This window comes from Devosia sp., assembly GCF_036406155.1.
Lineage (GTDB): Bacteria > Pseudomonadota > Alphaproteobacteria > Rhizobiales > Devosiaceae > Devosia_A.
Genome location: NZ_DASWVV010000208.1, coordinates 1 through 14,552 on the forward strand (window position 1 = coordinate 1; position 14,552 = coordinate 14,552).

At 69.6% G+C, this 14,552-nt stretch carries 14 protein-coding genes; 5 read left to right on the plus strand and 9 right to left on the minus strand.

The window, feature by feature from the left end; translation table 11 throughout:
- Positions 1–1,680 (plus strand): FAD-linked oxidase C-terminal domain-containing protein (locus VGD93_RS14815; RefSeq protein WP_395012938.1); only part of this gene is annotated, 1,680 nt, incomplete at its 5' end.
- A gap of 11 nt (positions 1,681–1,691) precedes the next feature.
- On the opposite strand, the gene VGD93_RS14820 is transcribed toward VGD93_RS14815, so the two are convergent.
- Complete coding sequence (locus tag VGD93_RS14820) at positions 1,692–2,399, minus strand: GntR family transcriptional regulator (protein WP_395012939.1); 708 nt, start codon at positions 2,397–2,399, stop codon at positions 1,692–1,694.
- A gap of 197 nt (positions 2,400–2,596) precedes the next feature.
- On the opposite strand from VGD93_RS14820, the gene VGD93_RS14825 reads away from it, so the two are divergent.
- Both VGD93_RS14825 and VGD93_RS14830 read left to right on the plus strand, forming a co-directional pair.
- Positions 2,597–4,030 (plus strand): aldehyde dehydrogenase family protein, encoded by a 1,434-nt coding sequence (locus tag VGD93_RS14825; protein WP_395012940.1) that lies wholly within the window; start codon positions 2,597–2,599, stop codon positions 4,028–4,030.
- A gap of 60 nt (positions 4,031–4,090) precedes the next feature.
- On the plus strand, positions 4,091–5,464 hold the full coding sequence (locus VGD93_RS14830; protein WP_395012941.1) for an aspartate aminotransferase family protein: 1,374 nt from the start codon (positions 4,091–4,093) through the stop codon (positions 5,462–5,464).
- Between the two features lie 46 nt (positions 5,465–5,510).
- Here the strand turns inward: VGD93_RS14830 and VGD93_RS14835 are convergent, their stop codons facing one another.
- Positions 5,511–6,077 carry a helix-turn-helix domain-containing protein gene (locus VGD93_RS14835; protein WP_395012942.1) on the minus strand — a complete coding sequence of 189 codons (567 nt, stop codon included), beginning with the start codon at positions 6,075–6,077 and terminating at the stop codon, positions 5,511–5,513.
- 131 nt (positions 6,078–6,208) lie between these two features.
- On the opposite strand from VGD93_RS14835, the gene VGD93_RS14840 reads away from it, so the two are divergent.
- Together VGD93_RS14840 and tdh are read left to right on the plus strand one after the other, a co-directional pair.
- Positions 6,209–7,399, plus strand: coding sequence for a glycine C-acetyltransferase (locus tag VGD93_RS14840; protein ID WP_395012943.1), 1,191 nt, complete (start codon positions 6,209–6,211; stop codon positions 7,397–7,399).
- A gap of 14 nt (positions 7,400–7,413) precedes the next feature.
- Complete coding sequence (tdh, locus tag VGD93_RS14845) at positions 7,414–8,436, plus strand: L-threonine 3-dehydrogenase (RefSeq protein ID WP_395012944.1); 1,023 nt, start codon at positions 7,414–7,416, stop codon at positions 8,434–8,436.
- A 45-nt stretch (positions 8,437–8,481) separates the two neighbouring features.
- Here tdh and VGD93_RS14850 read toward each other — a convergent pair whose 3' ends face one another.
- From VGD93_RS14850 to VGD93_RS14880, 7 genes are all read right to left on the minus strand, one after another.
- Entirely contained in the window at positions 8,482–9,285 is an 804-nt protein-coding gene (locus tag VGD93_RS14850; protein WP_395012945.1) for an SDR family NAD(P)-dependent oxidoreductase, read from the minus strand.
- A gap of 11 nt (positions 9,286–9,296) precedes the next feature.
- Positions 9,297–10,469 carry an L-rhamnonate dehydratase gene (locus VGD93_RS14855; RefSeq protein WP_395012946.1) on the minus strand — a complete coding sequence of 391 codons (1,173 nt, stop codon included), beginning with the start codon at positions 10,467–10,469 and terminating at the stop codon, positions 9,297–9,299.
- A 24-nt stretch (positions 10,470–10,493) separates the two neighbouring features.
- The gene (locus tag VGD93_RS14860) at positions 10,494–11,414 is read right to left on the minus strand and encodes a dihydrodipicolinate synthase family protein (RefSeq protein ID WP_395012947.1); all 921 of its coding nucleotides are present in this window, start codon (positions 11,412–11,414) and stop codon (positions 10,494–10,496) included.
- On the minus strand, positions 11,407–12,183 hold the full coding sequence (locus tag VGD93_RS14865) for an SDR family NAD(P)-dependent oxidoreductase (RefSeq protein WP_395012948.1): 777 nt from the start codon (positions 12,181–12,183) through the stop codon (positions 11,407–11,409). The genes VGD93_RS14860 and VGD93_RS14865 overlap by 8 nt, the downstream gene beginning before the upstream one ends.
- A gap of 1 nt (position 12,184) precedes the next feature.
- Positions 12,185–13,459: a TRAP transporter large permease gene (locus tag VGD93_RS14870; RefSeq protein ID WP_395012949.1), complete on the minus strand. Its 1,275-nt coding sequence runs from the start codon at positions 13,457–13,459 to the stop codon at positions 12,185–12,187.
- On the minus strand, positions 13,456–13,989 hold the full coding sequence (locus tag VGD93_RS14875; protein WP_395012950.1) for a TRAP transporter small permease: 534 nt from the start codon (positions 13,987–13,989) through the stop codon (positions 13,456–13,458). Before VGD93_RS14875 ends, VGD93_RS14870 begins: the two co-directional genes overlap by 4 nt.
- A gap of 27 nt (positions 13,990–14,016) precedes the next feature.
- On the minus strand, positions 14,017–14,552 hold a 536-nt coding region (locus VGD93_RS14880; RefSeq protein ID WP_395012951.1), incomplete at its 5' end, for a hypothetical protein.

Genomic DNA, 14,552 nt, shown 5'->3' on the forward strand with positions numbered 1-14,552 from the left:
AGCAGCGGGGCGCGGCGGCCGATCGCCTTCGTCGAGGATTGCGTCGTCCCGGTGGAGAATCTGGTGCCGTTTGTCGAGGGCTTCGATCGCATCGTGCGCGGCCACGGCCTCGACTACGGCATTTACGGGCATGTCGATGTCGGCTGCCTGCACGTCCGTCCGGCGCTCGATGTCGACACCGACAGGGATCTGCTGCAGCGCGTCTCCGACGCCGTCTACGCGCTGACGAAGGCGCATGGCGGCATCTTCTGGGGCGAGCACGGCAAGGGCATTCGCGGCGCCTATCTGCGCGACTATGTCGGCGAGACGGCCTATGCGGCGTTCCGGGGCGTCAAGCTGGCCTTCGATCCGCAGGGCCGGTTCAACCCGGGCAAGCTGGTGGCGGCGACCGGGCCGCTCATGGGTATCGCCACCACGCCGTTCCGGCCCTTCAACGCGCCGCCGCGCGATCCCCTGGCCAAGGCCTTCGCCTGCAACGGCAATGCGCAGTGCCTCAATTACGCGCGGACCACGCCGATGTGCCCCTCGTTCAAGGCGACGAGCGACCTGCGGCAGTCGCCCAAGGGCCGGGCCGACGCGCTGAGGGCCTGGCACCGCGCCGAAGGGGAGGGGGCAGCCGACCGCCATCGGCGGGCGGCCGATCTCTTCGCGGCGCTCGACACCTGCCTCGGCTGCAAGGCCTGCGCCAGTTCATGCCCGGTGCATGTCGACATTCCGGCGATGAAGTCGCACTTCCTTGACGCCTATTACCGGACCCGCCGCCGGCCGCTCGCCGACCACGCCGCCATGGCGGTGGAAGCGCTGTCGCCTCTGCTCAAGCGCGTGCGCCCGCTCGTGCGGGTGCTGGCCCCGCCGGCCTTCGCACTGGCTGGGAGACTGTTCGGCTTCGTCGACCTGCCCCAGATCGCCGCCCGCCCGCTGCACGCCCTGGGTTACCCGGTTGCTTCCTTCCGGGCCGCGGCGGCGCGGAGCCTTCCGGGCACGACCGTGTTGGTGATCGAGGACGCCTTCACCAGCGTCTTCGACACCGAGGCGGTGGCCGCCGTCTGCGGCGGGCTCGAGGCCCTGGGTTATGCACCGCTGATCGTGACCCTGCCGCCCGGCGCCAAGGCGGCTCATGTCAAAGGGGCGCGGCGGCGCTTCGTGGACGCGGCACGACGGCAGATCGCGGCGCTGCAGGTGCTGGCCGGCCTCGGCCGCCCGATGGTCGGCGTCGACCCCGCCTACGTGCTGATGCTGCGCCAGGAGTATCGGGAGACCGGGCTCGACGTCCCGCGGGTGCAGCTCGTCGAGGAATTCCTGGCCGGGCGCGCCCGCGAGGGCGACGGCTGGCCGCGATTGAGCGCCGCGCCGCCCCGCAAGCTGCTGCTGCATTGCACCGAAGCGGCGCTCGGGGCGCAGCCCCGCCGCCTCTGGCAGCAGGTGTTCGCGACGCTCGGCATGAGGGTGGACATCGTCGAGGCGGGGTGTTGCGGCATGGCCGGCTTGTTCGGCCACGAGGCCCGCCACCAGGAGATCAGCCGGAGACTGTTCGAGGCCTCATGGGCGCCGGCTTTGGCGGGCGAGGCCGAGGTGCTCGCGACCGGCTTTTCCTGCCGTTGCCAGGTCGGCCGCCTGTCTCCTGCCGTGGCCGTGCACCCGCTCGCCGCCATACGTGACGCAGCCCGCGAGGCCGCCTGAGCAGGGCCGCCTCAGGCGGGCGAGGACTCGCGTGCGCCTGGCGTTGCCTCCGTGTCCCGATGCGGGGTCGTGACCCAGGTCAAAATGCTCTCGCCGCCCATCAGGATGTCGTTCCGCATCGCCTCGGCCGCGGCCGCGCCGTCGTGGCGACTGACCGCCTCGAGGATCGGATAGTGGTAATCGATCATGCTGCGCCCGCCCTGCAGGTAGGTCTGCGAGATCAGCGGCCCCATCTGCAGCCAGATGCGGCGCATGATGCCTTGCAGCATGGGCAGGCCGGCAATCGTGGCCAGGTGGAAGTGAAAGGCGTAGTTGAGTTCGGTGCCGCGCCGCCGGTCGGCCGCGGCGATCGCCTTCTCGTTGGCCTCGAGGATGGCCTTGAGCGCCCGCGTGTCGGCGGGGGTTGCCGCGGCTGCGGCCATTTCGGCGGCGAAGGCCTCGAGCCGCAGGCGAATGGCGCGCATCTCGAGGTAGCGCTCGCGGCTCACCAGCGGGATGCGGATGTCGCGGGGGGACTGGAACACCAGCGCCTCGTCGTGCGTCAGCCGGATGATGGCGTCGCGGACGGGGGTGACGCTGGTGCCGAACTGCTCGGCAAGCTCGCGGATCTTCAGGCGGTCCCCGGGCTGGAAATGCCCCTTCATCAGCGCGTCGCACAGCGCGGCATAGACGCTGCTGCTGAGGTTCTCGTGGGCGAGGGTCTGCAGGCTCGGTGGCATCCCAAATCCCGTGAAGCCGTTCATGTGCACGCGTGGCTCGGCGCTCCATACCTATGCCACGGCGGCGCCCTGCGGCAACCGTTTCGTCCGACGAAGGGGATTGCCGTGCGCAGAATTATGATGCATCATACATCGAAGTGAGGCAACCACAATGACGGATTGCCGCGCTGGGCGCCAATCGGAACGGAGCGAAGACGGTGGAGCACCGCAACTATGTCGGCGGCGAGTGGGTCGCGGGGGCGGACACCGCGCCGAACATCAATCCGAGCGACACGGCCGACGTCGTCGGCGTCCATGCGCGCGCCACCGCGCAGCACACCAACGCGGCGATCGCGGCGGCGGCGGCCGCCTTTCCGGCCTGGTCCCGCAGCAGTCCGGAACTGCGCGGCGACATCCTTGATCGGGTCGGCACCGAGATCCTGGCGCGCAAGGACGAACTGGGTGAGCTGCTCGCGCGCGAGGAAGGCAAGGTACTTGCCGAGGCGACCGGCGAGGTCGTCCGCGCCGGCCGGGTATTCAAGTTCTTCGCCGGTGAAGCCGTCCGTCTCAGCGGGGAGCGCGGGGCCTCGGTCCGCCCCGGCGTCGATGTCGAAATCCTGCGCGAACCCGAGGGCGTCGTCGGCCTCATCACGCCCTGGAACTTCCCCATCGCCATCCCGGCCTGGAAGATCGCGCCGGCCCTGGCCTACGGCAACACCGTGGTGTTCAAGCCGGCAGAACTGGTCCCCGGATCGGCCTGGGCCCTCGCCGAGATCCTCTCCCGCGCCGGTGTGCCGGCGGGGGTCTTCAACATGGTTTCGGGTCCCGGTTCGCAGGTCGGCCAGGCCATCGTGGCGTCCCCTATGGTGCGGGCCATCAGCTTCACCGGATCGGTCGCCACCGGCCGGCAGATCGGCACGGCCTGCCTCGCCAGCGGCAAGAAGGTGCAGCTCGAAATGGGGGGCAAGAATCCCCTCGTCGTGCTGGACGACGCCGACCTTGAAATCGCCGTCAACGCCGCCATCAACGGCGCCTTCTTTTCGACCGGACAACGCTGCACGGCCTCGAGCCGGCTGATCGTCGAGGACGGCATCCACGACGCCTTCGTCGCCGCGATGGTGCAAAGGATGAAGGCCTTGCGCGTCGGCCACGCCCTCGACGCCGAGAGCGACATCGGACCCGTGGCGAGCGCGGCGCAACTGGCCCAGAACCTCGACTATGTCCAGGTCGGAGTGGCCGAGGGCGCGCGCCTGGCGACGGGCGGCGAGGTGCTGAACCGCCCGCATGCCGGCCACTACATGGCCCCGGCCCTGTTCGTGGAAACCGACAACGCCATGCGCATCAACCAGGAAGAGATCTTCGGGCCCGTCGCCGGCGTGATCCGCGTCAGGGACTACGAGGAGGCGGTGGCGGTGGCCAACGACACGGAGTTCGGGCTGTCCTCGGGGATCGTCACGCGTTCCCTCAAGCACGCGGCCGATTTCAAGCGGCGCTCGAGCGCGGGCATGGTGATGGTCAACCTGCCGACGGCCGGTGTCGACTACCACGTGCCTTTCGGGGGGCGCAAAGGCTCCTCCTATGGTCCGCGCGAACAGGGAAGCTACGCGCGGGAATTTTATACGGCGGTCAAGACGGCCTACACGCTGGCTTGAACGCAGCGACATGATGATGCATCACGACTACGCAACTCCCAGCCAGAGAGGAACCGTCAGGTGACCCAGCCCAATTCGATCGAGGCGCGCGACATCGCCTATCATCTGCATCCCTATACCAATGCCAAGAAGCACCGCGAGACCGGCCCGCTGGTGATCGAGCGCGGCCACGGCATCTATGTCACCGACAGCAACGGGCACACCTATATCGAGGCCATGGCCGGGTTGTGGAGCGTGGCGCTCGGCTTCAGCGAGAAGCGCCTCATCGCCGCCGCGACGCGGCAGATGGAAACGCTGCCCTTCTACCACACCTTCACCCACAAGTCGCACGGGCCGGTCATCGATCTGGCCGAGCGGATGGTGGGCATGGCGCCGGTGCCGATGAGCAAGGCGTTCTTCACCAATTCCGGTTCGGAAGCCAACGACACGGCGCTGAAACTCATCTGGTACCGCGCCAACGCGCTTGGCCAGCCGCAGCGCAAGAAGGTGATCTCGCGCGAGCGCGCCTACCACGGCGTCACCATCGCGGCGGCGAGCCTGACCGGCCTCGCGGGCAATCACCGTTCCTTCGACCTGCCCATCCCGGGCATCTTGCGGACCGGCTGCCCGCATCACTGGCGCGATGCGGAGGCGGGGGAAAGCGAAGAGGCCTTCGCCACCCGCCGGGCCGAGGAACTGGAGCAGCTGATCCTGCGCGAGGGCCCCGAGACCATCGCCGCGTTCTGGGGCGAGCCGGTGCAGGGTGCCGGTGGCGTCGTCGTGCCCCCGCGCACCTATTGGGAGAAAATCCAGCAGGTCCTGCGCAAATACGACATTCTCTTGGTCGCCGACGAGGTGATCTGCGGCTTCGGGCGCACCGGCCGCATGTTCGGCAGCCAGACCTACGGCATCGAGCCGGATATCATGCTGTTGTCCAAGCAGCTTTCCTCCTCGTATCTGCCGATCTCGGCGCTGGTCGCCAACGAAAGGGTCATCGCCCCGATCGTCGAGGAGAGCGATCGCATCGGCACGCTCGGCCACGGTTTTACCGCCGGGGGGCATCCGGTGGCCGCGGCCGTCGCCCTCGAGACGCTGAAGATCATCGAGGAGCGCGGCCTGGTCGAGCATGCGGCCGCGGTCGGCAACCGCCTGCAGGCGGGACTGGCGGGGCTGCTGGACCATCCCCTGGTCGGGGAAGTGCGTGGTGTCGGGCTGGTGGCGGCGATCGAACTGGTCGTCGACAAGTCTCGCAAGCAGGCGCTGCCGGCTCCCGGCCAGCTCGGCACGCTGGTCAACGCACAGTTGCAGGCGCATGGCGTCATCGGCCGCAACATGCTGGACGCCGTGGCGTTCTGCCCGCCGCTGATCATCACCGAGGCCGAAGTCGACGAACTGGTGGCGCGTGTCCGGCGCGCCCTCGATGCGTCGCTGGCGCTGGCCCGCGCCGCGGCCTGACCGATGTCCAGGCAGGCCTGCCGCACGCCGGCGGGCCTGCCGCAACTCAGCCGTAGAGCACGACCATCAGGGCCCGGGCGGCACCCGCCGCCTCGTTGATGATGGCGTGGTCGACGTCGACGCGGTAGCGCGCCGTCTCCCCCGCCTTCAACTCCTGCCGGCCGAGGCTCGTCTCCACGACGAGGCCGTCGGACAGCGCCGTCAAATGTTCGACCGTGCCCACGGCGTGCGGTGCGCTCTGCAACCGGCAGCGCGGGGCGATGTCGACCTCGTACCATTCGACGCGGCCGGCCGTGGCCGGCGGGCTGAGGATGCGCAGCGTCCACGCCCCATCGGGATCGCGGATCTCGGGGGTGTGCGCGAGGGTCACCAGCTCGAGGCCCCTGTCCTGATGGGCGGCGTCGCCGGCGACGAGTTCGGACAAATCGATCTTGAGCGCCCGGGTCAATGCCCACAGCACCGCGAAGGTGGGGTTGGATTCGCCCCGCTCGATCTGCGAGAGCATGGATTTGGAGACCCCCGACAGCGCCGCGAGACGCTCCAGCGTCAGGTGCTGTGCGCGGCGGTGGCGCTGTATTGCCGGCCCGATCTTGGGCGCGTCCCCCAGAGTCATGGTCGCGGGCGTCCTCCGTTCCTCCCTTCATAGCATCGGCGCGCCGCCGGGCAAGCCGCCGACTTTCCATCACAGTTGACAACAAGTCCAAGATAGCGGAAATTCCGGCATACCGAAAAGGGAGCTGGCACATGCAATCGGCCTTCCTCGCGCATCTGCGCACGACGCTCGCCGGCCTCGAGGCCGATGGCCTGCGCAAGAGCGAACGGGTGCTCACCGGGCCGCAGGGCCGCCGCATCGCGGTCGGCGGGCGCGAACTGGTCAATCTGTGCGCCAACAACTACCTGGGGCTGGCCAACCATCCCGACATCGTCGCGGCCGCCCAGGCCGCGATGGCGGAATACGGCTTCGGCATGGCGTCGGTGCGCTTCATCTGCGGCACGCAGGCCGTGCACCGGCAGTTGGAGCGGGCCATCGCCGACTATGTAGGCAAGGACGACGCCATCCTGTTCGCCGCGTGCTTCGACGCCAATGGCGGGTTGTTCGAGCCGCTGCTGGGGGCGGAAGACGCCATCATCTCCGACGCGCTCAACCACGCCTCCATCATCGACGGTGTACGGCTGTCGAAGGCGCGCCGCTTCCGCCACGCCGCCGGCGACATGGACGAGCTCGAAACGCGCCTCAAGGAGGCGGCGGCCGCGGGCGCGCGCTTCACCCTCATCGTCACCGACGGCGTCTTCTCCATGGACGGCCACATCGCCGACCTGCGTTCGATCTGTGCGCTGGCCGATCGCTACGGGGCGCTGGTGGCAGTGGACGACTGCCACGCCACCGGCCATCTCGGCCCCGAAGGCCGGGGCACGCCCGCGCTCACCGGGGTCGGCGACCGGGTCGACATCATTACCGGCACCTTCGGCAAGACGCTGGGGGGCGCCATGGGCGGCTTCGTGGCTGCCAGCCAGCCGATCGTCGACCTGCTGCGGCAGCGGGCCCGCCCCTACCTGTTCTCCAACAGCCTCGCGCCGGCGCTCGCCGCCGGGGCGCTCAAGGCCATCGAGATCGCGGAAGGTGCGGAGGCCCTGCGGGCGCGGCTGATGCGGCACACGCGGCGCTTCCGCGAGGGCCTGACGCAGGCCGGCTTCACCCTGCTCGCGGGGGAGACGCCGATCATCCCGGTGATGCTGGGCGAGGCGCAACTGGCGCAGCGCCTCGCCGCCGCGCTGGACGAGCGCGGCGTCTACGTCGCCGGCTTCTCCTATCCCGTCGTGCCGCTCGGCAGGGCCCGCATCCGCACCCAGATGTCGGCGGCCCTCAGCGACGACGACGTCGCGTTCGCAATTGCCGCCTTCGCCGATGCGGGCAAGCGGCTCGGCATCATCTGACCCGGAGGATGGACATGAAAGCACTGGTCAAGGCGCGTGCCGAGCGCGGGATCTGGATGCAGGACGTGCCGACCCCCGAAATCGGGCCGGCCGACGTGCTGGTCAAGGTCAGGAAGACCGGCATCTGCGGCACCGACGTGCACATCTACAACTGGGACGAGTGGGCGCAGCAGACCGTGCCGGTGCCGCTGGTCACCGGGCACGAATATGCCGGGGAAATCGCGGCCGTGGGCGCCGAGGTCCGGCACCTGCAGGTGGGCCAGCGGGTGTCGGGCGAGGGCCACGTCGTCGGCCTGCGCAGCCGCGCCGCGCGCGCCGGCAAGTACCATCTCGATCCCGAGACCAAGGGCATCGGGGTCAATCTGCCCGGCGCCTTCGCCGAATATGTGCGCATCCCGGCGTTCAACATCGTGCCGTTGCCCGACAGCGTCGACGACGAGATCGGCGCCATTCTCGATCCGCTGGGCAACGCCGTGCACACCGCGCTCTCCTTCGATATCGTGGGCGAGGACGTCCTCATCACCGGTGCCGGCCCCATCGGCATCATGGGGGCGGCCGTCGCCCGCCATGTCGGGGCCCGGCACGTCGTCATCACCGACGTCAATCCGCAACGGCTCGCCCTCGCCGCGGAGGTGGCCGACGTGGTCCCGGTCAACGTCGCCAGCCAGAGCCTCGAGGAACAGATGCAGCGCCTCGGCATGCGCGAGGGCTTCGACGTCGGGCTCGAGATGAGCGGGGCGCCGCCGGCGCTCGAGCAGATGCTCGATCACATGGTGATGGGTGGCCGCATCGCCCTGCTCGGTATTCCGGCCCGCCCGTTCCCCTTCGACCTGGGCCGGATCGTCTTTCGCATGATCACGCTCAAGGGCATCTACGGCCGCGAAATGTTCGAGACCTGGCACAAGATGCTCGCCATGCTCGAGAGCGGGCTCGACGTGCGCAAGGTCATCACTGGCCGGCTGGCGGCGGCCGACTATGGCGAGGCGTTCGCCCGGGCGGCGGCGGGCGAGCCCGGCAAGATCATCCTCGACTGGTGAGTGGCCGGCCGCGTGCGTCGCCGGGCCCGCGACCGCGGGCCCGCCTCAGGGCATCAGCAGACCGCCATTGACCTCGATCACCTGTCCGGTCACGTAGCCGGAGAGGCCGTTGCAGGCGAGGAACAGATAGGCCCCGACGCAATCGTCGGCCACCCCGAGCCGGCCCATGGGGATCGACTGCTCGAACGCGGCCATCATCTGCGGCTCGGTGTGCCGCTCATGCAGGGGCGTGCGGATGAAGCCGGGCGCCACCGCATTGATGCGGATGCCGCGGCCGGCGAATTCCCTGGCCAGGCCGCGCGTGAGGGTCGACACGCCCCCCTTGGCGGCGGCGTAGGTGACCGTGCCGGGTCCCCCGCCCATGCGTGCCGCCAGCGACGTCGTGTTGATGATCACGCCGCCACCCTGCGCCACGAAGACGGCGAGTGCCGCCTGGCAGGCGAAGAACACGGCATTGAGGTTGAGATCGATGATCCTGCCGTAGAAGTCTTCGGTGATGGCCGCCGTCGGCAACCGCCCGAGGATGGAGCCGGCGTTGTTGACGAGGATGTCCAGCCCGCCGAGCTGCGCGACTGCCTCGGACACGAGCCGGGCGGCGGCGCCGGGCTCGGCGAGGTCCGCCTGCAGCGCAATGGCGCGCCGGCCCAGGGCCCGCATGTGCGCGCACACCCGCTCCGCCTCCTCGGCACTGGCATTGTACTGGATGGCGACGTCGGCCCCGCAGCCGGCCAGTGCCATCGCCACCGCCGCGCCGATGCCGGTGCTGCCGCCGGTCACCAGGACCCGCCGCCCGGCAAGCTCGTCAAAGGCCCGCGGCCAGCCAGTGCTCTCGGTGGGTGTCGCCTGCATGGCGCGTTTCCTCACTCGCTGATGCGGAAATCGCGCTGCAGATCCTGGCGCAGGGACAGGCCCATTCCGGGGACCGCGTCGTCGAGCCCGATGCTGCCCTGCTCGGCGACCGGCTCGCCGTCGAAGATGTACCAGAACAGTTCGTTGCCGACTTCGACCGGCACCTTCGGGAAATACTCCGCCATCGGCGCGGCGACGCTGGCCATGACGACGTGGTAATTGTGCATCTGCCCGGCGTGCGGCACCACGGCGAGCCCGAACGCCTCCGCCAGCGCGCAAATCTTCTGGGCCTGGGTCGGCCCGCCGACACGGTTGGTGTCGAACTGGATGACGTCCATGGCCCGCCGCTCGGCGATTTCGCGGAAGCCGCGCAGGGTGAATTCGTGCTCGCCGCCGGCGATGGGCACCAGATTCATCGCGCGCAGCTCGGCATAGCCGTCGATCTCGTCGGCCCCCAGCGGCTCCTCGAGCCAGCGCAGGTTGTACGGCGCCAATAGCGGCAGCATGCGCCGGGCGTAGTCGAGGGTCCAGCCCATGTAGCAATCGGCCATGACCTCGATGTCGTCGCCGACCGTCTCGCGCACCGTGCGCAGCAGCTCGACATTGCGCCGCATGCCGGCGGCGCCGTCGCGCGGCCCCCAGCCGAAGCGCAGCTTGACGCCGCGGAAGCCGGCAGCGCGATAGGCGGAGGCCTCGAGCGCCAGGTCATCGAGCGGCTGGGCATAGAGGCGGCTGGCATAGACCTCGATGCGATCCTTGAGACGCCCTCCCAGCAACCGGAACACGGGTTGGCGATGGGCCTTGCCGATGGCGTCCCACAAGGCGATGTCGACGGCCGAGATCGCCGCCATGCCGGCGCCCTTGCGGCCGAAGGGCAGGGTCTGGCGATACATGCGTTCCCACAGCCAGGCGACGTCGAAGGCGTTTTCGCCGACGAGGATCGGCTTCAGGTGCCGGTCGATGACCGCCTTGGTGACATGCGGCGAGAGAGCGGCATTGCCCAGGCCGACGATGCCCTGGTCGGTCTCGACCTCGACGACGAGCCAGCCCAGGAAGCTGTAGGCACCGATCCCCACGGCGCGGCGCGCGACGATGTCGGACGCGGTGGTGCAGAAGTTCGGGGGTGGCGAGGCGACGGGGCCCGTCCATTCGAGGACCCGCGCGCGGACATCGAGAATGCGCATGCAGAATGCTCCCGGTTGGTTCGATCAGATGGCAAAGGCCGGCAGGGCGGCGGCATAGCGCTCGGCCCAGGCCAGTCCGGTTGGCGTCGGCGCGAGGAAGGGCGCGCGGTCGTGGACGGGGCCGAGCCCGAGGCGCCGCGCCGTGATGCGCTTGCCGTAGCACAGGAAACTGTCCAGCGACTGCATGACGAACACCGTCATCGGCAGGATCCGGGCATAGAGCCGCTCGGCCTCGCCCTCGCTCGCCTGGTCCCCCTGCTGCATGAGGTCGAAGATCGCCGCCTGGACGTCCGCGCTGTCCATCGCCGGGATCATGCCGGCGCAACCGGCGCGCAGGTTGTCGGTGAGTTCGAGCCCGCCGCGACCATTGAACACCTGCAAGCGATCGCCGACCGCCTCGATGACCGCGTGCGCATACAGGGCCGGGCCTTCGGCCTTGAGCATCGTCACGTTGGGATGGTGATCCGCCAGCCGTGCGATGCCGTCGAGCGACAGGCCGATGCCTAGAAAATCGGGGGCGTTCTGGATGCCGACCGGCACGGCGGCGGCGTCGGCCACCGCACCGAAGAAGCGGATATAGTCGTCTTCGGGCAGCCCCTTGACGGGCGGCGGCTGCACGATCAGGCAGGCGGCCCCCGCCCGCTGCGCGCTTTCGGCGGCGGCAAGCGCCCGCTCGATATCGGCTTCGGCGATGGTGACGGCCAGCGGCAGGCGCCCCGCCAGCGCCCGGCCGACCCAGCCGAGCAGGGCTTGGCGCTCCGCCGCCGACAGCTTGTTGACCTCGGTGCCCAGGCCGAGAACGGCAAGGCCATGGGCGCCGCCGGCCACCGCCGCTTCCACCTGCCGCTCTGCGGCGTCCTGGTCGAGGCGGCCGTGTTCGTCGAAATAGGCGTAGAGCATCGGATAGATGCCCCGCGGCAACGGGGCACGGCGGATGTCAGGCATAGTGGCGCTCCGGCAGGCCGACGCGGGCCCGCAGTTCGGGATCACGGATGGACAGTTCTCGGCCGGCCAGGTCGCCGGCGTCCGGGCGCATCAGCCAGGCCACCGCCCGGGCCGGCAGCGCCGGCGGCAACAGGTCCTGTTTCGGCAGCTGGGCGACGTAGCCCACGCCGGTCTCGCGGATCTGGGCGACCATGCCGGTATCGACCGCGCCGGGCTGGAAGCCGTAGACGCGTATGCCGGTATTGGCGGTCTCCTCGGCGAGATTGCGCAACAGCGCCAGCGTCGCCGCCTTGCTGGCGCAATAGGCCGACCAGCCTTCGAGCGGCCGGTGCGCGGCGCCCGACGAGAGGTTGACTATGACGCCGCTGCCGCGCGGGCGGAAGGCGCGCAGGGCGGCGCGGCAGCCGTGGTAGGTGCCGACGATGTTGACGTGCGCGGCGCGGGCCCAGGCGGCCGGATCGGTCTCTGCGAGGCGCGCCAGCGGTTCGACGATCGCCGCGTTGTTGACGAGGTGGTCGAGGCGCCCGAACCGGTCGATTGCCTTGGCCACCGCCGTCTCGACGGCCGCCGCGTCGGCGACGTCGCAGGCGACGGCCAGGGCATGCCGTCCCTGGGCGTGCAGCTCTCTCGCCACCGCCTCGACCGCCTCGAGCCGGCGCGAGGCCAGCACGACCGCGGCGCCGTCGCCGGCCAGCGCTGCCGCGATCGCGGCGCCGATGCCCTGGGAGGCGCCGAGGACGAGCGACACGGTGCCGGTCAGCGGTGCCATGTCAATTGAACACCAGCGAGGGCAACCACAGGGTCAGGAAGGGTACGTACCCGACCAGCAGCGTTGCCACCGCCCACCACAGGATGAACGGCATCAACATGCCGAAGGTCTTGCCGTACTCGATTCCGGCAATGCGGCAGGCGACCATGGCGAGGATGCCGACCGGCGGCGTCAGCCCGCCGAGCACGAGGGACATGAGGGTGAAGATGCCGAACTGGATGTCGTGGAAGCCGTAATGCGCCACCATCGGCATCAGGATGGGCGTGACGAGGATGAGGGCCGACACGGTCTCGACGAACATGCCGAGCACGAGCAGCACGAAAAAGATCAGCAGCATGGCCAGGTGCGGGTCGTCGGTGATGGCCGACAGCAGGTCGAGCGTGGCCTGGGCGAAGCCGCTGGACACCAGCACGTAGCTGAACAGCGAGGCGCCGGCGAGCGTGAGGAGCGCGCTCGCGGTGGTGACGCCGGCACTGAGCAGCAGGTTGTAGACGCCGCCGGCGTTGTGGCGGCGCGTGGCGATGCCGTAGAGCAGCGCATAGGCGACGGCGACGGCGCCGGCCTCCGTGGGTGTGAAGATGCCCGACAGGATGCCGCCGACGATGATGACCGGCACCGCCATGGCCGGCGCCGCGTCGCGGGAGGCCTTGGCGCGCATTTTCCAGCCTTCGCGCGGCATCGCCGTGGCGCCGCCCTTGGTGGCCATCACGCGGGCGAGGATCATGATGCCGATGCCGGCGAGGATGCCGGGAATGGCGCCGGCCAGGAACAGCGCGCCGATGGAGATGCCGGTGATCGAACCGTAGATGACGGCGATGACGCTGGGCGGGATGATCGGGGCCATCAGCGCGGCGCACGAGGTGATGGCGACCGAATAGCTCTTCTTGTAGCCCTCGCGGGTCATCGCCGGGATCATCATGGAGCCGATGGCCGAAAGGTCGGCGAGCGAAGAGCCCGACAGCGCCGCCATGAACATGTTGGACAGGATGTTGGCCTGGGCGAGGCCGCCCTTGAAATGCCCCATCATCGAGCGCGAGAAGCGCACGATGCGCTCGGTGATGCCGCCCGAGTTCATCAGTTCGCCGGCGAGGATGAACAGCGGCACCGCCAGCAGCGCGAAGCTGTCGAGCGAGGCAGTGATGCGCTGCGGCACGATGAGCAGCGTCTGGCCGCTGGCCAGGGCAATGGCGGCGATCGCCGACAGCCCCATGGAAAAGGCGAGCGGCAGCCCGATGGTGAGGAAGAGTGCGAAGCAGACGAACAGGACGAGGATCACAGCGCCGGCTCCTCGCGCCCGCGGCCGCCGGGCAGGAACGTGCCCGCGACGAGATGAACAAGGGTGAAGAAAGCCATCAGCACGCAGCCGACGGGGATGGCGGCGTAGACATACATCATGGGGATCTGCGAGGCGGGCGAACGCATCAGGCGCAGGCGGTAGAGATATTCCCAGCCGTACCAGGCGACGATGGCGCAGAAGAGCAGGATCAGCAGCCCGGAGGCCCAGGCGACGAGGCGATAGGTGCGCGCCGACACCGCTTCGCGCAGCGGGTCGAGGGCGATGTGGGCGTTGCGGTCCGTGGCCAGCGCGGCACCGAGCATGACGCCCCACAGCAGGCCGTAGCGTACGAGCTCTTCGGACCAGATCAGCGAGGAATTGAGGACGTAGCGGTAGAAGACCTGGGCACAGATGATCAGCGCGTAGCCGAAGACCACGGCAGCGACCGTCGCCTCCAGTGCATGGCGGACGAGGCGGACCGGCAGCGCTTGCGCCAGGGTGTTTGCGGGCGTCGTGGGATGGTCAGGCATGTGGTGCCTCATCTCTGCGTGCGAAAATCATGACCGCTCGAAACCTATGCCGAGAAAGCGGGCGAGCAGTTCCAGCCGGGCGGCGTGCCGGCCCGGTACGAGCGCTCCGTGATGCGTCGCCCCGGCCTCCGCCCAGCGGCCGAAGGCGCGCCGCATGGGCCTCGTATCGGCGCGAAACCAGGCCGAGGACACGGTCAGCGCGACCTCGGGGGGGTCGAGGACCTCCCCTTCCATGGCGAGCAGCACGAATCCCCCGCGGGCCTCGGCCCGCGGCGAGAAGCCGATCAGCGTGGCATCCCCCGGCCGGAGCGTCTGGCGCACCGAGCAGCCGGGCGCGCGGCGCCCGGAATCGGCCCCCGAGGCGAAGACGCGGCACTGGGCCGGAGTCTCCGACCAGCCATAGTCGCCCTCTCCGGTGTTGGCACACAGGAAGGCATCGCGGCTGCTGTCGATGGCGTCGAGTTCGCAGTACAGCGCCGCCCCGCCGAGCGCCTTGCCGATGGCCATGGCGATGGCGGTGATGAGGTCGCCGGTGCAGGCGAACGGCGTGCCCAGGCTGGTCG